Here is a 20,705-nt window from a genome sequence, read left to right as displayed (position 1 = left end):
CCTAGGCTGAAGCTGATGCATCAGTCTTACAATTGTATATAGATATCATGCTGTTGACCGTCACGAAGAACTGACAGATTAATCTCTGTCATCTCTGACACCGCAGATGCTAATTCATTCATTACTTCTGGTTTGGTTAGGTCAAACCCGTTAAATTCAATCGCTATATCACCATCTTGCAGGCCAACAGACTCAAATAACGCCGTGTCTCTACCCGGACTAACTCGGTACCCGACGATGGTATCGTCTTCTTTTACTTGAGAAAGACGAACATATTGGAAAATTTCTTGTGGATTCTTGAGAATGGCTTCACGAATCGCATCCAGTTTGTCTTCACTTTGTCTAACATCATTGGTTGCCGGACGTTGAGCTCTAGGTTGGTTAGTACTGGAAGCTGAATTTCTCGCTGAGTAATCAATACCATCCAACATCAGAGTTTCATCTCGACCTGAATTGTCGATAATGACGCGATCAACAAATACTGCTTTCAGCTTTGCCCTTGTGCCTTCTATAACTTCGTTGATTCCGTAGGTCGACTGAGAACCTCGGTTTGCAATAACAGCCAAATTTTTGTTTACATCGCTGCTTGCCACAACACCAACAAGGACTAGGTTTAAACGAGTTTTTGGTGCATCGACAACTTTCGGCGTATCAACCACAGGTGTTGATTCTGAATACTGGCCAAACAGGCTGCCAGTTTGCAAAGTGCTAATATCAATAGTGCTAGATTTGGTTTGAGCGGAACCGACATTGGAAGGATTCCAAGCAGAGATAAGAGCTGGCTCGCTTTGAAGCGTCCAGACCATTTTTCCCAGCATCCATGCAGAAGCAGAAAGCAATACAAGAGTGAAGAAGACACTGGCTGGGTTCTGCCATTGAGAGATATTTTTCAACATATTAATTTGCCACGCAGTCGAAAATTAATTTGCTTAACTGCATTCTTCTCGCTTTCCTTGATTAATCATTTGATTTTATTAAATCCCTACCCGCTACCGCCGAATAAACAGCAGTCGAACAATATAACATTAAACAACAGAGCATGTTTTTTTCTATTATTAAATTTTCGATTCGGTTGAAAATATGATGCTTAAGCACCACTTTATTCCCAATCGAAGAGTAAAGAGCATTGATTAGAGGTCATTAAACGAAATGAGTTCCACTAACGAAGAAGTTCGGCTCGATAAATGGCTTTGGGCCGCGAGATTTTATAAAACTCGTTCAGTTGCACGAAATATGGTCGATGGTGGCAAAGTTCATTATAATGGCCAACGTTCAAAACCAAGCAAGATTGTCGAGCTTGGTGCAGTGATAACCCTGCGCCAAGGTCAAGAAGAAAAAACCGTTACCATTGACAGGATTTCGGATCAAAGGCGCGGTGCACCGGAAGCGCAAACCCTCTATTCAGAAACGCCTGAGAGTATAGAAAAACGTGAGCGTCAAGCGTTAGCACGCAAGCTAAATGCTCACAACCCAAGCCCAGATCGCCGCCCAGATAAAAAACAGCGTCGAGATCTTCTAAAATTTAAACATCAGTAAATAGCCGGATTATTCCTTATGACTACAAGCGCAAAGGCGACCAACGTATTAAATCGCTACCTATTTGAAGACTTATCAGTACGCGGTGAGCTCGTACAGCTAGATAAAGCGTACCAACAAATTATCACTAGCAAGGAATACCCAGCGCCTATCCAAACTCTGTTGGGCGAGCTACTGGTAGCAACTACTCTGTTAACCGCAACACTAAAATTTGAAGGCTCAATTACCATGCAACTGCAAGGTAATGGTCCAGTATCTTTAGCGGTAATCAATGGCGACAATAACCAACGCATCCGTGGTGTTGCGCGCTGGGAAGGCGACATCGCCGACGACGCTGGTTTACACGATTTGATGGGTAAAGGTCATCTGGTCATTACCATCGAACCGAAAAAAGGCGAACGTTACCAAGGTGTGGTAGGCCTTGAAGGTGACAACATCGCTCAAGTGATTGAGAACTACTTCTTGCGCTCTGAGCAGTTAAAAACACGTTTGTGGATTCGCACGGGCGAGCATGAAGGCAAACGTCATGCTGCAGGTATGCTGCTGCAAGTCGTTCCAGATGGCACTGGTTCACCAGAAGATTTTGAGCACTTAGAGCAGCTAACAAATACAGTGAAAAACGAAGAGCTTTTCACTCTTGAAGCAAACGAACTTCTGTACCGCTTATACAACCAAGAACAAGTGAAATTGTTTGAACCTCAAGAAGTTGAGTTCCTTTGTGGTTGTTCGCGTGATCGTAGCGGTGCGGCTATTGTGACTATCTCCCGAGATGAAATAAACGACATTTTGGCAGAAGAAGGATCGGTTTCTTTACATTGTGATTACTGTGGTACAACGTATTCTTTCGATTCAGCGCAAGTCGCTGAGTTGTACTCACAAGCACAAAGTGACTCAAAAACGCTGCATTAATTCACTAGGATTAACAAGCACATCATTCTCCCGCAAGAGCCAGCCTAATGCTGGCTTTTTTTGTGATCAAAACCCAATAAAATCAAGGCTCGCAAGCGCCGTACAGCATACTTAATTTCTAAAAATTATTAACGATTTCCTCTGGTATCTCTTGCCAACTACAAGATAAAATACTCTGGCTAAGATATGTGACGAGTTACCTAAAACCATAGGAAATAAGTGGGTATTTTTTGAACTATCTCCCTGTTTTCCCCCCAGCCCGTTGATAGCATGGTTAGCAGATAACAATTAAAAACATTATTACAAAATCCCTACAAAAATCCTTATAAGGAGCACCTATGACCGTTATGGAACATACAAAGGCTGCACAATTAGACCTAACCCAATACGGAATTACCAACGTAACTGAAGTCATACACAACCCAAGTTATGAAACGTTATTCGCTGAAGAAACACGCTCAGATTTAGAAGGCTACGAGAAAGGCGTAGTTACTGAACTGGGAGCAGTCGCAGTAGACACTGGTATCTTTACTGGTCGTTCACCTAAAGATAAGTTTATCGTTAAAGATGACACCACGCGTGACACGCTATGGTGGACATCAGAACAAGCGAAAAACGATAACAAACCAATCAGCCAAGAAATTTGGAATGACTTGAAAGCTCAAGTAAACCAACAGCTTTCTGGCAAACGTCTATTCGTATTTGACGGTTATTGTGGCGCTAACGCTGATACGCGTTTATGTGTGCGCTTTATTACCGAAGTAGCTTGGCAAGCACACTTCGTGAAAAACATGTTCATCCGCCCAAGCGATGAAGAATTAGCGAACTTCAAACCTGATTTCGTTGTTATGAACGGTGCTAAGTGCACCAACACCAAATGGCAAGAACATGGTCTGAACTCTGAAAACTTCACTGTGTTTAACCTGACTGAGAAAATGCAACTTATCGGCGGTACTTGGTACGGCGGTGAGATGAAGAAAGGTATGTTCGCAATGATGAACTATTTCCTTCCTCTTCAAGGCATCGCGTCTATGCACTGTTCTGCGAACATGGGTAAAGACGGCGACGTAGCGATTTTCTTTGGTCTATCTGGCACAGGTAAAACCACGCTTTCTACCGACCCTAAACGTGCATTGATTGGTGATGACGAACACGGCTGGGATGATGACGGTGTCTTCAACTTCGAAGGCGGCTGCTACGCGAAAACTATCAAGCTTTCTAAAGAAGCAGAACCAGATATCTACAACGCAATTCGTCGTGACGCTCTACTAGAAAACGTGACGGTTCGTGCCGATGGCTCTATTGACTTTGATGACGGTTCGAAAACCGAAAATACTCGAGTTTCTTACCCTATCTATCATATTGATAACATCGTTAAGCCAGTTTCAAAAGGCGGCCATGCGAATAAAGTTATCTTCTTGTCAGCGGATGCGTTCGGTGTACTACCACCTGTATCTAAATTGACTCCAGAACAAACCAAATACCACTTCTTGTCAGGCTTCACTGCGAAACTAGCAGGTACTGAACGTGGTATTACCGAACCAACACCAACGTTCTCTGCTTGTTTCGGCGCGGCGTTCCTAACGCTACATCCAACTAAGTATGCAGAAGTACTGGTAAAACGTATGGAAGCGGTAGGCGCTGAAGCTTACCTCGTGAATACAGGTTGGAACGGTTCAGGCAAACGTATCTCAATTCAAGATACTCGCGGCATTATTGATGCTATTTTGGATGGTTCTATTGAAGAGGCAGAAACTAAACATGTGCCGATTTTCAATTTAGAAATTCCAACCGCACTGCCTGGCGTTGATCCTTCAATTTTAGATCCGCGTGATACTTACGTTGACCCTCTACAATGGGAAAGCAAAGCAAAAGATCTTGCTACTCGCTTCATCAACAACTTCGATAAGTACACAGACAATGCAGAAGGTAAATCACTAGTCGCAGCGGGTCCGCAACTAGACTAAAACGGTCACCTCAGCATTTGACGTTTAAAAACTTAGCAAGCCCCTATTTTTAGGGGCTTTTTTGTTGAAGCGAATCGATATTTGATCAAAGCTGTTAGCTTGTTCCGTTTAGCCGATACAAACCATGAAAAAGCTGTTAGCACTAGGGATTGGAGTTATAGCCTTACTACTTACGTTAACGTTGGTGGTATTTGGTGTTATGCACACTCGCTATTTCACCCCTTCAGCGCAATGGTTAACTCAACAGTTATGGCCGGACAAGCTCTCATTTTCTGAGCTCGATTACGCATATCCAGCTCACTTCACCTTACACAACGTCAGTATTGAGACGAAAGAACAACCACTCTCATTTTCCAAAGTTGATATCTGGTTAAACCAAAAGCTGATCAAACAAGACAAGCTCGTTATTGATAGTTTGTTGCTCGATGGCGCGAACTTTTCTCAAGGTCTGCCGTCTTCAGACTTCCTTCAAAACTTACAGTTGAACCAACTTGCTCTGCACAATGTGGATTTCTCGCACCAAGGGCTAATTGCCCGAGGTGTCAACCTTCAAGTGAAGCACCCTCAATGGAAAGACAACGAACAGCTACTGCCTTATGGTGAACTTCAGCTTTCAGCAGACCAGTTTTATTGGGATGGTGAAGCTTTCGACAAAGTTTTGATTGATGCAGATTACAAAGCGAATGACAGCACAATTTATGGAGCATCATTTAAATGGCGAGGCGCGGATTTTTCCGGTCAGGCAGAACAGTTCGCTTCGGGATGGTCACTGATTAACACCACCATCAGCCACTTAAAGCTACCAGAGTCATTAAGCAGCACGGCCGATAAACTGTGGCAACAAGCGATCAAATACATCACACATATCAACAGTCTGGATATTCTTAACAGCCAGATCACGGTCGCTGGCTTTGAACTTGAAAACACTGCCGCTTCGTTGGAGAACTTCTCTCTCACTCAATCTGTCTGGCAACAAGATAAAGGTTACTTATCATTAAACGCGGACTCGATTTCATGGAGAGGCCTACAATGGGTAGAACCAAGCATTAAGCTCGATTTTTCTGACCAAGCCATTTCTATCAGTGATTTTTCAACCGAAGTTTTGCAAGGTAGTGTTCAGTTATCAGGCACCGTGACACCAACCAGCATCCACTTGAAACAGCTTAATGCGAGAGGCATTAAATGGTTTGCTGAAACACAGCAAGATTTAGCTTGGATACCAGAACAATGGCCGCAGCTCAATGAGCTTGCCATCGATAGCTTGGCTATCAATAATCTGCAACTGATTCAACTGATCAACAAACCTTTCTGGCAACTGTCAGGATTAACCATTGAAGGAACAAATACTCATCTGGTTAAAAACGCTCAGTGGGGCTTGTGGGACGGAAAACTATCTGTCAGCGCTAACAGTGCAAGTGTCGGAGAGCTAATCAGCACTCAAGGGGTCATTGAAATGCACAGTGACAAAGGTAACTGGCAACTCAACAGAGCCTTTATCCCGCTTGAAAAAGGTTATCTAGAAGCAAACGCTAATTGGAATTTCAATCAACCCAGCGCACCTTGGTCTCTGACGGCGCATGCTGATGGTTTGCCATTTCCTGTTATAAACCACTTCGTCAAACTGCCAGTAAAAATCGACGCAATTACTGAGTTTGACATCAATGCTGAAGGGTTGGCAGGTGACTATTCCATGCTTTCCCACTCTATCACTGGGGAACTGAATGGTAGTATGCGTGACGGCATTATCGTTCTGAAAACTCCAGACTCACTGGTTGTTCAGCCGTTTGACGTTGATAACCTTAAACTGACTGCCGACAGAGGCCGTATCAGCCTCGCGAAAACGCCGTTGAAAGGATTTGGTCTGAAAGCAGATATTGTTGCCCAACTTGATTTGGTTTCACCTCAAGAAGGGCAATTTAGCATTGATGTAACTCAGGGATGTGAGAAAGTCAGCTACGATTTGATCAGAAATACACAACAACGACTGCCTTGCCCCAACTAAAGCACGGCGTTAACTCGCACCCGCTTTTGTTAGGATCTCTTGATAGTTCGGGATAAGCATGTAGGTTCCAACGAAAGCTACAGCGTCAACATCACCACTTGATATGTTCACATTCACCACGATTCGGGCTTTACGGCCAGACGCTAAACGGTCCAAGTCACCACTGATGCCGTCTAAGGATGTGGAAGCAACTGGATTATGCACCACGGGGTGACGATAGCGAATATTGCTATCTACCAGCACAATATCACCTTCTAGGCCACGTTCACGCATCAACAACCACGCCATTCCCCAGCCAGTCAGCGTTGCCAACGTAAAGGCAGAACCAGCAAACATAGTATTGTGTGGATTGAGATTCGGGTTTATCTGCGCGCAGCATTGAAACTGATAGCCAGTATATTGCTGAATTTTGATGCCCATTTTATCGCTGATCGGAATTTGCGTCGCCCAGCGTTCCTGTAGCTCTGTACACCATTCAGGCTTGCGTAACACATTCGCCATTGGATCAAGATGTTTCACCATCTGTTGATGGCGGACAGGCCCTCGCTCATCACTCAGCTCACCACGACGTTCAAAGTCGTTTCTTTCATAAAATGAAATTGCGTCCTCACGAGCATTACATACCAGACGCTTTGCCCCTTCCTGACGCGCGAGCGACTCTAGAGCGACTAATACTAGTGAGCCCATCCCCTTGTTGCGGCGACTCGCTTTCACTGCCATATAGCGAATCTGACCTTCACTGTCAGGAGTAATGTATAAACGGCCGATTGCGATAGGTCTTCCTCTACCATCAACAATCATGCGGTGATGACTCATAGGATCATATTCATCGCGCTCTGAGCCGATAGGCATTCGCCAAGGCTCACGCAACATCTGCCAGCGGAAGTGGTAATACTTATTGAGCTGATTATCCGTAGTCGGCGTAATAAGTTTAAACATAGATTCCGTTCCTAAACATTATACCTGCAACCAGAATGTCACAGGACCATCGTTGACCAGTGAGACTTTCATGTCTGCCGCAAAGCGTCCTCGCTCCGTTGGCAATACTTCTTCACATAAGTCAGAAAAGTAATTATACAGACGCTCTGCATCTTGTGGATGAGCACCACGAGAAAACCCCGCTCGCGTCCCTTTTTTTGTATCAGCGGGCAGAGTGAATTGAGAAACAACCAACACGCTGCCACCCACATCTTTCACACTTAAATTCATTTTGCCAGCTTGGTCTTCGAATACTCGGTAGGAAGTCACGCGCTCCATCAAACGCTTAGCTTTTGCTTCGTCATCTTCACGTTCAACACCAAGTAATACCAATAAACCTTTTTCAATTTCACCGACGACTTCACCGTCGACGCGTACTGCAGCCTCACTTACTCGTTGAATCAACGCTATCACTGGAATTCTCTTCCTTGTCACTCTTTGAAAGGGCATTCGAGTTTATCACGTCTTCTTCCTCACTCCAGCACTCACGCTCACCCAAAGCTGCCGTGACTTCTGCACCAATCAAGACAATCATCCAACACAGGTATATCCAGACAAACAGAATGGGTATCGCTGCCAACGCCCCATAAATAAGCTGATATGAGGGGAAATGGGTAATATAGGCGGCAAAGGCTTTCTTACTCAGTTCAAAGAGAATGGCAGCGGCCAACGCTCCAACAAGAGAATGATAAATATAGACCTTTTTATTCGGAACCAGTAAGTACAAGCCAGCAAAAGCGAAAAAAGAAAGCAGGAACGGCAGCCAACGCAAAAACAGGTTGTAAACGCCAACCAGAGCCTCGCTATCAATAATTTTCAACGAAGTGATATAAGACGTCATCGCAATACTCGCGCCCAGTAGAAGAGGCCCCAGCGTCAAAATCATCCAGTACATAGAAAAAGAAAAAACGACACGTCGTTTATTTCTCACCCGCCATATGTAGTTCAAGTTTTTATCTATGTTGGAAATCAGCATTAAAGCAGCCACAAACAGAAATACACCACCAACAGCTGTCATTTTCGCCGTATTGGTAATGAACTCTGATAGCGCAGTGCGTACCGCTAAGCCAGCAGCGGGAACAAAGTGTTCAATCACAAAATCTTGCAGAGTTTCACCCACATTAGAGAAGATCTCAAATGACGACATGATAGAGAGTGAAACTGTGAACATCGGCACGATGGAAAGCAAAGTGATATACGCCAGATACCCTGCGTTAACATTCACACGGTCATGTTTCATTCTTAAAACTAAATATCGGCCAAATGCATAGGTTTGTTTGACCGAGTGCTGTAAGTCCAATTGCACTCTCCTGACTATTTTTACCCGGACAAACTCACGATGTGAGAGTTTGTATGTCTGTAACGTACTAATTTTAATAGAGTGGAACTCAACTTGCTTAGTTCAAGATTAACTTTGATAGATAAACCAAACAATGTTCCCTGATCAGGTTGTTGAAATATTATTCAAGACAAATTCAACTCGTTCGTTGACCGTCTTAAACGGAACTTCAATACAGCAGTAACCAAACTGTTGATAAATGTCCACCAGCCTGTAATGAATATCTAAAGCCTCCTCAAAAGGATAAGGACGAATTTCATCCTGAACATAAATATCTTGGTGAGGGCAACAAACAAAAACCTTACGGAAGTATCCCTTGCTTTCCAATAAATACTGTTTGTCAGGCTCTATTCCAGCACCTTTCAAATATCCACATATATCCGGTATTGCTCTATCCAAGAAGGCGATGGAATGTTCACTCGCTTTACTCTTTTGCTGTTTCATAACTTCAAAACATAAAGCGGCGAACCCAGACATATTTTCCCATGGAAGAATGCCATCTTTTAACTGGCTTTGCTGCTCAATCAAATCACGAGAAGATTCCTGAAAAGTTGTAAATCCTCTATCTGACAAAGCGTTGATCAGCGTTGTCTTACCTGCGCCGGGACCGCCCGTGATAATCACTGGAAACATAATAAATGCCTCACTATTTAGATACAAAAAACCCCTAGCTTACACAGCTAGGGGCCTTTAAAAACGTTAACCGAATAGGGTTAATTAACCGCGAGATGCACGTTTACGATCGTTTTCCGTTAGGTGACGCTTACGGATACGGATGCTCTCTGGTGTTACTTCCACTAGTTCATCATCATCAATGAATTCTAGAGCTTGTTCTAGAGTAAACTTGATAGCTGGAGTCAGAACTTGAGCTTCATCAGTACCAGATGCACGTACGTTAGTTAGCTGTTTACCTTTCAAACAGTTAACTGTCAGGTCATTTGAACGGTTATGGATACCAATTACTTGACCTTCGTACACTTCGTCAGCGTGCTCTGTAAATAGACGACCACGCTCTTGAAGGTTAAATAGCGCATAAGTCAATGCTTTACCAGTAGCATTTGAAATCAATACACCGTTTACACGCTGACCAATTTCGCCGCCTTTGTGCGGTGCGTAATGATCAAACGTATGGTAAAGAAGACCTGAACCAGATGTTAGCGTTAGAAACTCTGTTTGGAAACCAATCAGACCACGAGAAGGCATCATGAAGTCAAGACGCACACGGCCTTTACCGTCTGGAGACATGTCTTTCAGTTCGCCTTTACGCATACCGATTTTCTCCATGATACCGCCTTGGTGTTCTTCTTGAACGTCGATAGTCACAGTTTCAAACGGTTCCATTAGCTGACCACTTTCTTCTTTCAGAATTACTTCTGGACGAGATACAGCAAGCTCAAAACCTTCACGACGCATGTTCTCGATAAGAATTGACAGGTGAAGCTCACCACGGCCAGAAACACGGAATTTATCTGGATCGTCTGTTTGCTCAACACGTAGTGCTACGTTGTGAACCAATTCTTTTTCAAGACGCTCAAGAATGTTACGTGAAGTTACGAACTTACCTTCTTTACCAGCAAACGGAGAAGTGTTTACTTGGAAAGTCATCGTTACCGTTGGTTCGTCAACACTTAGCGGTGGAAGTGCTTCTACCGTGTTCATGTCACAAATGGTATCTGAAATCTTAAGTTCGCCAAGACCAGTGATCGCAACGATGTCACCAGCAGTTGCTTGCTCAGTTTCAGAACGTTGTAGACCTAGGTAGCCAAGAACTGTACCTACTTTACCGTTACGTTTCTTACCATCAGCACCAACTACTGTTACTTGTTGGTTTGGTTTTACCGTACCGCGAGTTACACGACCAACACCGATTACACCTACGTATGAGCTGTAATCAAGCTGAGAGATCTGCATTTGCAATGCGCCATCAGGGTCAACTTGTGGTGGTTCTACGTTGTCTACGATAGCTTGGAACAATGGTTCCATGTTCTCGCCAGTTACGCCTTCTTCCAGAGTCGCCCAACCATTAAGAGCTGAAGCGTAAACCACTTGGAAATCTAGCTGCTCATCACTTGCACCTAGGTTATCAAATAGGTCAAAAACTTGGTCCATTACCCAATCAGGACGAGCACCTGGACGGTCGATTTTGTTGATAACAACGATTGGCTTCAAACCGTGAGCAAACGCTTTTTGCGTTACGAAACGAGTTTGTGGCATAGGGCCGTCAACAGCGTCAACGATCAAACATACGCAGTCAACCATTGACATAATACGTTCAACTTCACCGCCGAAGTCCGCGTGTCCCGGAGTATCTACGATGTTGATACGGTAGTCGTTCCAGTTAATTGCTGTGTTCTTAGCAAGAATTGTAATACCGCGTTCTTTTTCGATATCGTTCGAGTCCATGACTCGCTCTTCGATGTCACCGCGTGATTCTAACGTACCCGATTGTTGGAGTAGTTTATCAACAAGAGTCGTTTTACCGTGGTCAACGTGCGCGATGATCGCGATATTTCTTAATTTATCTATCTGTGGAGTAGCCATGGAGTTTGCTTCACTTATATACACAAAATAGCCCGCCTTTATGGGATATAAAAACGTAGCCTTAATTTGGTTCAAAAAACGGGCAATAATGTACCAGATTTTGACGAAAAACCTAGGAATATGTGATCTATCACGCTGATTTTCACTCTATAGAGCCTAGTCGTTAATCTGATTTAAAACAAACAGTGACAAATTATAGTTAATTACACTTAAAAAAATTGAGTGAATCATTGTGTGAATAGTGTACGCTTTGATAGAAATTGGTGCACTGCACAAGCAGTTGCACCATTTCAGTTCATTAAAGGATCTTTTTGGTGCAACAGTAAGCACCAAAAAAAACATAATGCAAGTAATGCATTGATTTATATAGGCCAAAATGTTTGGCACGAATATCGCAAGCATGTGACCAACATCGATTAAGATGGGTTTAAGCACTGATTGATGCAAGAAACTAATTTTGATTCGAGCCCAAATCGCTTTATTAACACTGGAGGTTATCCGAGATGTCAGTAGAAAACGTACTATCGCTGATTCAAGAAAACGAAGTTAAGTTTGTGGACCTACGTTTCACAGATACAAAAGGTAAAGAGCAACACATTTCGATTCCTGCTCACCAAATCGATGCAGACTTCTTCGAAGATGGCAAAATGTTCGATGGTTCATCAGTTGCTGGCTGGAAAGGCATCAATGAATCTGACATGGTGATGATGCCTGATGCTGCATCTGCTGTGTTAGACCCATTTACAGAAGAATCAACGCTAAACATCCGTTGTGACATCCTAGAACCTGCAACAATGCAAGGTTACGACCGCGACCCTCGTTCTATCGCTAAACGCGCTGAAGAGTACATGCGTTCAACTGGTATCGCAGACACAGTTCTTGTTGGTCCAGAGCCAGAATTCTTCCTATTTGACGATGTTAAGTTCTCAACTGACATGTCTGGTTCTTTCTTCAAGATCGATGACGTAGAAGCTGCGTGGAACACTGGTTCTGATTACGAAGATGGTAACAAAGGTCACCGTCCAGGCGTTAAAGGTGGTTACTTCCCAGTAGCTCCAGTGGATTCATCTCAAGACCTTCGTTCTGCTATGTGTCTCATCATGGAAGAAATGGGCCTTGTTGTTGAAGCTCACCACCATGAAGTTGCAACCGCGGGTCAGAACGAAATCGCAACTCGTTTCAACACGCTAACAGCAAAAGCTGACGAAATTCAAATCTACAAATACGTTGTTCACAACGTAGCTCACGCGTTTGGTAAAACAGCGACTTTCATGCCTAAACCATTAGTTGGCGACAACGGTTCTGGTATGCACGTTCACCAATCTCTAGCGAAAGACGGTGTTAACCTATTCGCAGGCGACAAGTACGGCGGCCTATCTGAAATGGCGCTTTACTACATCGGTGGTATCATCAAACACGCTCGTGCACTGAACGCGTTGACTAACCCAGCAACTAACTCGTATAAACGTTTGGTTCCTCACTACGAAGCGCCAGTTATGCTTGCTTACTCAGCTCGTAACCGTTCTGCGTCTATCCGTATCCCTGTGGTACCAAGCCCTAAAGCTCGTCGTATCGAAGTTCGCTTCCCAGATCCAGCGGCAAACCCATACCTAGCATTCGCAGCTATGCTAATGGCTGGCCTTGACGGTATTAAGAACAAGATCCACCCAGGCGAAGCTATGGATAAAGACTTGTACGACCTACCAGCAGAAGAAGAAGCAGAGATTCCAAAAGTTGCAGAGTCTCTACAACAAGCTCTGCAATGTCTAGATCAAGACCGTGAGTTCCTAACTGCTGGCGGCGTATTCTCTGATGACTTCATCAACTCTTACATCGAGCTGAAGACTAAAGACGTACAACGTGTGAACGTAGCCGTTCACCCACTAGAGTTCGAACTATACTACTCAGTATAAGAATTCGCTTTAACGATATATCAGGCTCGCCTCGCAGGCGGGCCTTTTTTATATTCTCAGATGCGAAATTCTCTTTAGCATAACCAGTACCATTCGTACTACTTCGTATCGGAGATCACATTGAAAAACGCTCTACTTCTATTCTTTCTGCTGAGCCTAAGTGACTCAGCAACAAGCAAAGAGATCTACACTTGGTTAGACGACAAGGGTGTACAGCATTTCAGTGATACCCCAGAACCAAAAGCAACGCCTCTCGCAATATCGAGTTTCAAAGCTCCCAATAACGCCCCCTTACTAACCGCGGCTAAACCACCAAAACCTCAAAGCATTGAGAAAACCTTAACACCACTCAGTATCAGTATCTTGTCGCCCAGTGATGGTGAAACCATTCGCAGCAATGAAGGCAACATAAGCATCACTATCGGCTTAAACAGAGAACTAATTGACCCCGAAAAGCTACAATTGTTGATGAATGGACAGCCAATTAGTGCACCTAGCACCAAAACAGTGTGGCATCTAAAAAACATTGAGCGAGGCACTCATCACTTTTCAATTCAGGCAGTTGGAAGCGGCAAGGTTATTGCATCTAACTCTGGAGTAACGGTGTATCTTCATCGGGCGTCCGTGAATTAGTCGATAAGCCACTAATTAGCCTGATATCACAAAGAGTTTTTCTTTTTCTTTGCATACCGTTGCGCCATACTTGACATCTCAATGCACCAAAAAGGTGCGTTGCATTATTTTGGAACACGGACAAGGAAAAAACTGTGAATGCAGAACTGAGTCACACCATTTTAAACAACGTCGTTACGGCCACTTTAATGTTGGACGAATTGTTGTGCGTACGTTATGCAAACCCAGCAGCCGAGCAACTGTTCTCACAAAGCGCCAAACGTATTACCAACCAACCACTTTCCAAGCTGATTCAACACGCATCAATGGATTTAGCATTACTGACTCAACCTTTGCAAAGTGGCCAGAGCATTACTGATAGTGACGTGACTTTTGTTGTCGACGGTAAACCTTTGATGCTTGAAGTGACGGTTAGCCCAATGTCGTGGGAAAAAGAGTTGTATTTGTTAGTCGAAATGCGCCGTATTGGTCAACAAAGACGCCTAACTCAAGAACTCAACCAACATGCACAGCAACAAGCCGCCAAATTACTGGTTCGCGGATTGGCTCATGAAATTAAGAACCCTCTAGGCGGGTTACGAGGCGCTGCGCAGCTTTTAGAGCGAATGCTTCCCGATCAAAGCCTTACCGAATACACCCAAATTATTATTGAACAAGCTGATCGCCTAAGGGCTCTGGTAGACCGATTACTGGGTCCGCAAAAACCGGGCAAAAAGAAATCGGAAAACCTGCACCTTATTTTGGAAAAGGTTCGTCAACTTGTTGAACTCGAAGGTGGGCCTGAATTAGTCATCGAACGTGACTATGACCCAAGCCTACCTGACATCGTGATGGACACAGACCAAATTGAACAAGCACTGCTTAATATCGTCAGTAATGCAGCACAAATCTTATCTAATCAAAAACATCAACAAATCACGCTGCGTACCAGAACCGTTCATCAAGCAACCATTCAAGGCCAACGACATAAGTTAGTGGCCAGAATAGAGATTACAGACAATGGTCCGGGCATTCCTATGGAACTGCAAGACACCTTGTTCTACCCGATGGTCAGTGGACGCGAAGGCGGTACCGGTCTAGGGCTATCAATCTCTCAAAACCTGATCGACCAGCATAATGGAAAAATCGAAGTAGAAAGCTGGCCAGGCAGAACCACATTCACCATTTATTTACCTATTTAGACACATTAGTCACAAGATTTGCTGCTAAGGAATTAAAACTATGAGTAAAGGATACGTATGGGTTGTCGATGACGACAGTTCTATCCGCTGGGTTATGGAGAAGACTCTTTCATCAGCCAATATCAAATGTGAAACTTTTTCCGATGCCGAAAGCGTTTTAATGGCATTAGAGCGAGAAACGCCTGATGTGTTAGTTTCCGATATTCGTATGCCGGGTATTGACGGCATCGAGTTACTTAACCAAGTACACTCGCGTTCACCAGAACTGCCCGTCATCATCATGACCGCTCACTCTGATTTGGACGCGGCGGTTAACGCCTACCAAAAAGGCGCATTTGAATATTTACCAAAACCGTTTGATGTGGATGAAACGCTTACTCTGGTTGAACGAGCCATTGCGCACGGCCAAGAGCAACGTAAAGAACAATCAAAACAACTAGAGCAGTCCTATGATTCACCAGAAATCATTGGTGAAGCTCCGGCTATGCAGGAAGTGTTTCGCGCTATCGGTCGCTTGTCCCGTTCTTCCATCTCCGTATTAATTAATGGTGAATCCGGTACGGGTAAAGAGCTGGTCGCACATGCTCTGCATCGTCACAGCCCTCGCGCTCAAAAACCGTTTATCGCTCTAAACATGGCTGCGATTCCTAAAGATCTGATTGAGTCGGAGCTATTTGGCCACGAAAAAGGGGCTTTTACAGGGGCAAACAACGTTCGCCAAGGTCGATTTGAGCAAGCAAACGGCGGTACATTGTTCCTTGATGAAATTGGCGATATGCCACTCGATATTCAAACTCGTTTATTACGAGTATTGGCAGATGGTCAGTTCTACCGTGTGGGTGGTCACTCAGCGATAAAGGTTGATGTACGTATCGTAGCTGCGACTCACCAGAACTTAGAAAAACTGGTTCACCAAGGTAAGTTTCGTGAAGACTTGTTCCATCGTTTGAATGTAATACGTATTCAAATTCCATCTTTACGTGAACGTCGTCAAGATATCGAAAAGCTGACTCAACATTTCCTCGCACTTGCCGCTAAAGAACTAGGTGTCGAGATGAAAACTCTTCATCCTAAAGCTGTAGAAATTCTTAACCGTCTAGATTGGCCGGGTAACGTTCGCCAACTAGAAAACATGTGTCGTTGGTTAACGGTCATGGCAAGCGGTTCAGAGGTTCTGCCAAGTGATCTTCCATCAGAATTGATTTCAGAGAAGAAGAGTGTCGATTTTGAAAATGACACCAGTTGGCAAAAGCAGTTGGAGTCGTGGGCTAAATCAGCATTGGCATCGGGAGAAACGGAAATTCTTTCGTACGCATTACCTGAATTCGAACGTATACTTCTAGAAGCAGCGCTACATCATACGAATGGTCATAAACAAGATGCTGCAAAAGTACTAGGCTGGGGTCGTAACACGCTTACAAGGAAACTCAAAGAACTGTACTGATTTTATTTTTATCAGGCATTTGAAGGATCCTTTCCTGTAAGCATAGGGATAGTGCTTTTATTAAGATCAGGGATATGCCTTTTAAAAAGCAAATAAAATTAAAAACCGCTGTATTGCTACCGTTCGTGATCATCTTCTCGGTCACGTTCGGAGTCATTGCTTTTGTCCAAAAAGCCAACTACGAACAAATGGTTCAGGATATCAGTAGCAAACAACTGACCTACCTCACCAATAATGTGGAGCAGCGCCTCTATAATTTTCTTGAAGAACCTTTTTTAGCGAACTTAAGTCTGAGCCACAACCTTGGCTTCAGTCACCTCTTTCAAAAAGGTGATACGCAAAAAATAGAGGACTTCTTCAGATTCAATTTTTCCCAGATCTACAAATCTATCCCGCAAATAGATTCTGCTGGTTTTGGCGGAATAAACGCGGAGTATGTCGGGTTCAGGAAAGAGAACGATCACAACTACACATTGATGGTTCAAGACAAGAGAACCCAAAATAAGCTCGTTATTTATCAAAATGATATCATCAGCAATAATATTCGAACTGTCATTGAAAACTACGATCCAAGAGAGCGACCTTGGTATGTTCCTGTCGCTGAACACCATAAACCAATGTGGTCTTCAATTTATACCAACGCCGATGAACGACAAGAAATCACTCTTTCTTCATTAAGCCCGGTTTTCCAAGATAAACAGTTTGTCGGTGTATCCGTTACCGATGTCAAAATCGATACCTTTAATGCTTTTCTACGCGAAATGAAGCTTCAGACTGAAGCTGATGTCTATATTTTTGATCATGAGCATCGATTAGTTGCTCACTCAAGTGCTGGAGGCGTGGTTTCTTGGGGAACCAGCTTATCACCAAAAGGAACGCGTCTCATGGCTACAGAGAACGCCAGCCCTGTTATTAAAGCCAGCGCGGAACACTTCAAACAGCTTGATGTGCCTACAAGTATTGCGACTAAAAACTTTGTCACATATGTCAACAGTGATCGCTATTTCAACAAAGTCACTCCTTTTGAAGACGAGTTTGGATTGCATTGGTTTATCGGCGTCTCAATTTCAGAGCCGAACTTATTAGGTGAAGTACCTTACAATCAACGTAATGCTTGGTATATCGGCCTATTAATCAGCTTGTTTGGCATTGGCATCGGCTACATCGCATTTAATCGTATTACCGCGCCAATTACATCCACAGCTTCCGCAGCTCAGCATTTGGCACGTAGTGACTGGGCAACACCGATGCCAAAATCCGGCAACATCTATGAAACCAGCTTACTGGTTCACGCCTTTAATGAAATGGCCAACAACCTGAAAGCGTCATTTAAAGCTCTGCGAACTCAGTTGGTGTATGACTCTCTCACTAAACTATATAGTCGCGAAGGTTTAGTTGAAAGTTGCAGTAACCTGAAAAAACTCAACGGCTGTTTGTTCCTTATTGGTATTGATAAATTCAGGGATATCAACGATAGCTTGGGTCACCAATTGGCAGACCAACTGCTTATCGCTATCGCACAACGGCTTAAAAACATTTATGCATCCGATGCCTATATCGCTCGAATTGGTGGCGACGAATTTGCGCTATATCTTCCTCTCGTAAAAGACGAGCAGGAAATTCAAGATGAAGCGAACCGTATTCTGCAACTATTTGCGACACCTTACTCAATGCCAAACGAACCTATAGCCGTCAACGTATCTATCGGCATCGTGCATAACTCTGACTCAACCAATATGACCGTTTGGCTGAGAAATGGCAGTATCGCTTTAAGCAATGCCAAATCTGATTCAACACGAATCAGTTACTATGCGCCGGAAATGGCGGGAATATCTCGTAAAAGAACGCAGATGGTTACCCTGTTAAAAGTCGCCATCGAGAAGCATGAATTTGTTCCGTTCTATCAGCCGATCGTTGACTTAAACAGTGGTGAAGTTCTAGGCGCAGAAGCTCTTGCTCGTTGGATTTCACCTGAACTTGGCTTGGTTCCGCCAACCGAATTCATTCCTGTGGCTGAAGAGAGTGGGCTGATCAACACCATTGGTGAACAGATACTCCTTCAAGCTTGCATCGACACAGTAAAAGGGATTGAAGAAGGGAAATGGGCATGCGATTTTCGTATGCACGTCAATTTGTCCGTAAGTCAACTTTCCAGCTATCTCTTCCTACCGCAACTTGAAGAAATACTACGTATCACCAAACTAAGCCCAAGCAATCTAGCGTTAGAGATTACCGAATCTAAAATCGTGGATAACGACCCTATTATTTTGAGCAACATGCTTGCGTTGAAAAAGCTTGGGATACACATTGCTATCGATGATTTTGGTACTGGTTACAGCTCATTATCTTACCTTCATAAACTGCCCTTTGATTGCTTAAAAATAGATAGGGCCTTTGTTACTCAGCTTAATCATGATCATCTTGAAGAAAGTATCGTTGCGGCCATTATCAACATGATGAAAGGTTTTAAAGTACAGCTTGTCGCAGAAGGGATAGAAACTCAGGAGCAAGTAGACTTGCTTCATCAGCTAAACTGCCCACAAGGCCAAGGCTTTCTATTCAGTAAACCAATCCCTTACCAAGAATGGCCAACAAACTTAGTTAACATGAGGCAAAAAACAGCAAATTAGGCTTATTTTGCCTCGTTCAGCTACTGACAGGTGCGACATTGGTTCTTATACTTCACCCAGATAACAATGGGGATAGATAATGATAACCAAGAACTTACCATTAACGGATTTACACCGTCATTTAGATGGCAATATACGCACTCAAACTATCCTAGATTTAGGCACAAAGTTTGGTGTGAAATTACCCGCGAATAACATTATCGATTTAACACCTCATGTGCAGATAGTAGAAGCAGAACCCTCATTGGTCGCATTCCTATCAAAACTCGATTGGGGTGTAGCGGTATTAGGCGATTTAGATGCGTGCAAACGCGTAGCCTATGAAAACGTAGAAGATGCACTGAACGCTCAGATTGACTACGCTGAACTTCGCTTCTCTCCTTATTACATGGCGATGAAGCACAACTTACCGGTTGAAGGTGTCGTAGAAGCCGTCGTTGATGGCGTGAAAGCTGGTATTCGTGACTTTGGCATCAAGGCTAACCTTATAGGCATCATGAGCCGTACGTTTGGCACAGAGGCCTGCCAGCAAGAACTCAACGCAATCCTGTCTCAACGAGATAACATTATTGCAGTGGACTTAGCGGGTGACGAACTGGGTCAACCAGGTAAGCTTTTCACTAGCCACTTTAAGCAAGTTCGTGACTCAGGCTTAAATATCACAGTTCATGCTGGTGAAGCGGCTGGTCCAGAAAGTATGTGGCAGGCAATCCAAGATCTTGGTGCTACACGTATTGGACATGGTGTGAAAGCTATTCAAGATCCAAAATTGATGGGCTACCTTGCGGAGCATAAGATTGGTATTGAATCTTGCTTAACATCAAACATACAGACAAGTACGGTAGAAAGCTTACATAGCCACCCTCTTAAACAATTCTTAGAGCATGGTGTGCTTGCTTGCCTAAATACCGATGACCCAGCAGTAGAAGGTATAGAACTGCCACACGAGTATGAAGTCGCAGCGCCTCAAGCGGGTCTGTCTCAAGAGCAAATTCGCCAAGCTCAGATAAACGGATTAGAACTGGCATTTTTATCTGACTCAGAAAAAGAAGCGCTTAAACTAAAAGCAGCCAAAAGAGCTTAAGCATAATACGTTCGAAGCCGATGCATCTGCATCGGCTTTTTTATATCTGTTTTTTTGAGATGGTGAAACATTTGAAGAGTGGGATGAAAAGGATACAAAGAATTCCGTCGATATTGACTAGCCCTGCTAAAACGATGTCTTAAAACGTAACAAGCTCGTCATTCCACAAAAGTACCGTAACTTCCACACCTTCTTTGTCATCCCCGTAGTGACAGGTCGGCTTTCTGTTAAACAAAGAGCAACCCACTGAACTGCCGCTTCACATTGGTCACTTTCCTTCAGACGTAAAAAAGCCCCGTCATTTCTGACGAGGCTTCAAATAGTGGCGGAGCGGACGGGACTCGAACCCGCGACCCCCGGCGTGACAGGCCGGTATTCTAACCAACTGAACTACCGCTCCGCATTGGTTAGCGCTTGGTGCTAAATAAAAGCCTGGCGATGTCCTACTCTCACATGGGGAGACCCCACACTACCATCGGCGCTAATTCGTTTCACTTCTGAGTTCGGCATGGAATCAGGTGGGTCCAAATCGCTATGGTCGCCAAGCA

At 44.0% G+C, this 20,705-nt stretch carries 16 protein-coding genes, 1 tRNA gene and 1 rRNA gene; 10 read left to right on the top strand and 8 right to left on the bottom strand.

Going from position 1 to position 20,705, the window contains the following annotated elements; all coding sequences use genetic code 11:
• Positions 1–26: 26 nt before the first annotated feature.
• On the bottom strand, positions 27–896 hold the full coding sequence (gene gspC, locus L3V23_RS13780) for a type II secretion system protein GspC (protein ID WP_102966356.1): 870 nt from the start codon (positions 894–896) through the stop codon (positions 27–29).
• A 253-nt stretch (positions 897–1,149) separates the two neighbouring features.
• Here gspC and hslR point away from each other — a divergent pair, with 253 nt between their 5' ends.
• From hslR to L3V23_RS13760, 4 genes are all read left to right on the top strand, one after another.
• Complete coding sequence (gene hslR / locus L3V23_RS13775; protein ID WP_042484817.1) at positions 1,150–1,536, top strand: ribosome-associated heat shock protein Hsp15; 387 nt, start codon at positions 1,150–1,152, stop codon at positions 1,534–1,536.
• Between the two features lie 18 nt (positions 1,537–1,554).
• Complete coding sequence (gene hslO / locus L3V23_RS13770) at positions 1,555–2,445, top strand: Hsp33 family molecular chaperone HslO (protein ID WP_042484815.1); 891 nt, start codon at positions 1,555–1,557, stop codon at positions 2,443–2,445.
• A 338-nt stretch (positions 2,446–2,783) separates the two neighbouring features.
• On the top strand, positions 2,784–4,412 hold the full coding sequence (gene pckA / locus L3V23_RS13765; protein WP_042484813.1) for a phosphoenolpyruvate carboxykinase (ATP): 1,629 nt from the start codon (positions 2,784–2,786) through the stop codon (positions 4,410–4,412).
• 124 nt (positions 4,413–4,536) lie between these two features.
• Complete coding sequence (locus tag L3V23_RS13760) at positions 4,537–6,414, top strand: AsmA family protein (protein WP_102966357.1); 1,878 nt, start codon at positions 4,537–4,539, stop codon at positions 6,412–6,414.
• A 9-nt stretch (positions 6,415–6,423) separates the two neighbouring features.
• Here L3V23_RS13760 and L3V23_RS13755 read toward each other — a convergent pair whose 3' ends face one another.
• The 5 genes from L3V23_RS13755 to typA all read right to left on the bottom strand — a co-directional run bounded on the left by L3V23_RS13755 (position 6,424) and on the right by typA (position 11,272).
• Positions 6,424–7,353, bottom strand: a complete 930-nt coding sequence (locus L3V23_RS13755) for a bifunctional GNAT family N-acetyltransferase/hotdog fold thioesterase (RefSeq protein WP_102953915.1) — start codon at positions 7,351–7,353, stop codon at positions 6,424–6,426.
• A gap of 18 nt (positions 7,354–7,371) precedes the next feature.
• Positions 7,372–7,806, bottom strand: coding sequence for a D-aminoacyl-tRNA deacylase (gene dtd, locus L3V23_RS13750; protein ID WP_042484802.1), 435 nt, complete (start codon positions 7,804–7,806; stop codon positions 7,372–7,374).
• Positions 7,778–8,692 carry a virulence factor BrkB family protein gene (locus tag L3V23_RS13745; RefSeq protein WP_042484798.1) on the bottom strand — a complete coding sequence of 305 codons (915 nt, stop codon included), beginning with the start codon at positions 8,690–8,692 and terminating at the stop codon, positions 7,778–7,780. The genes dtd and L3V23_RS13745 overlap by 29 nt, the downstream gene beginning before the upstream one ends.
• A gap of 144 nt (positions 8,693–8,836) precedes the next feature.
• Positions 8,837–9,364, bottom strand: a complete 528-nt coding sequence (locus L3V23_RS13740; RefSeq protein ID WP_102966358.1) for an AAA family ATPase — start codon at positions 9,362–9,364, stop codon at positions 8,837–8,839.
• A gap of 84 nt (positions 9,365–9,448) precedes the next feature.
• Positions 9,449–11,272, bottom strand: coding sequence for a translational GTPase TypA (gene typA, locus L3V23_RS13735; RefSeq protein ID WP_237292427.1), 1,824 nt, complete (start codon positions 11,270–11,272; stop codon positions 9,449–9,451).
• Positions 11,273–11,775: 503 nt separating this feature from the next.
• On the opposite strand from typA, the gene glnA reads away from it, so the two are divergent.
• The 6 genes from glnA (at position 11,776) to add (ending at position 20,157) form a co-directional block, all read left to right on the top strand.
• Positions 11,776–13,185, top strand: coding sequence for a glutamate--ammonia ligase (gene glnA, locus L3V23_RS13730; protein WP_102953912.1), 1,410 nt, complete (start codon positions 11,776–11,778; stop codon positions 13,183–13,185).
• 120 nt (positions 13,186–13,305) lie between these two features.
• Positions 13,306–13,818 (top strand): DUF4124 domain-containing protein, encoded by a 513-nt coding sequence (locus L3V23_RS13725; RefSeq protein ID WP_237292425.1) that lies wholly within the window; start codon positions 13,306–13,308, stop codon positions 13,816–13,818.
• A gap of 134 nt (positions 13,819–13,952) precedes the next feature.
• Positions 13,953–14,999 carry a nitrogen regulation protein NR(II) gene (gene glnL, locus L3V23_RS13720; RefSeq protein ID WP_042484782.1) on the top strand — a complete coding sequence of 349 codons (1,047 nt, stop codon included), beginning with the start codon at positions 13,953–13,955 and terminating at the stop codon, positions 14,997–14,999.
• A 40-nt stretch (positions 15,000–15,039) separates the two neighbouring features.
• Complete coding sequence (gene glnG / locus L3V23_RS13715) at positions 15,040–16,443, top strand: nitrogen regulation protein NR(I) (protein WP_042484779.1); 1,404 nt, start codon at positions 15,040–15,042, stop codon at positions 16,441–16,443.
• Positions 16,444–16,517: 74 nt separating this feature from the next.
• Positions 16,518–19,073 (top strand): GGDEF and EAL domain-containing protein, encoded by a 2,556-nt coding sequence (locus L3V23_RS13710; protein ID WP_237292423.1) that lies wholly within the window; start codon positions 16,518–16,520, stop codon positions 19,071–19,073.
• A gap of 79 nt (positions 19,074–19,152) precedes the next feature.
• Complete coding sequence (gene add / locus L3V23_RS13705) at positions 19,153–20,157, top strand: adenosine deaminase (protein WP_102966362.1); 1,005 nt, start codon at positions 19,153–19,155, stop codon at positions 20,155–20,157.
• Positions 20,158–20,480: 323 nt separating this feature from the next.
• On the opposite strand, the gene L3V23_RS13700 is transcribed toward add, so the two are convergent.
• Positions 20,481–20,557, bottom strand: a tRNA-Asp gene (locus L3V23_RS13700).
• A gap of 30 nt (positions 20,558–20,587) precedes the next feature.
• Positions 20,588–20,703, bottom strand: a 5S ribosomal RNA gene (gene rrf, locus L3V23_RS13695).
• Between the last annotated feature and the right edge of the window lie 2 nt (positions 20,704–20,705).

This window comes from Vibrio sp. A1-b2 (assembly GCF_021726015.1).
GTDB classification, from domain to species: domain Bacteria; phylum Pseudomonadota; class Gammaproteobacteria; order Enterobacterales; family Vibrionaceae; genus Vibrio; species Vibrio diazotrophicus.
Note: the sequence above shows the minus strand (reverse complement) of the source record. Positions and strands in the feature narration are given on the sequence as shown.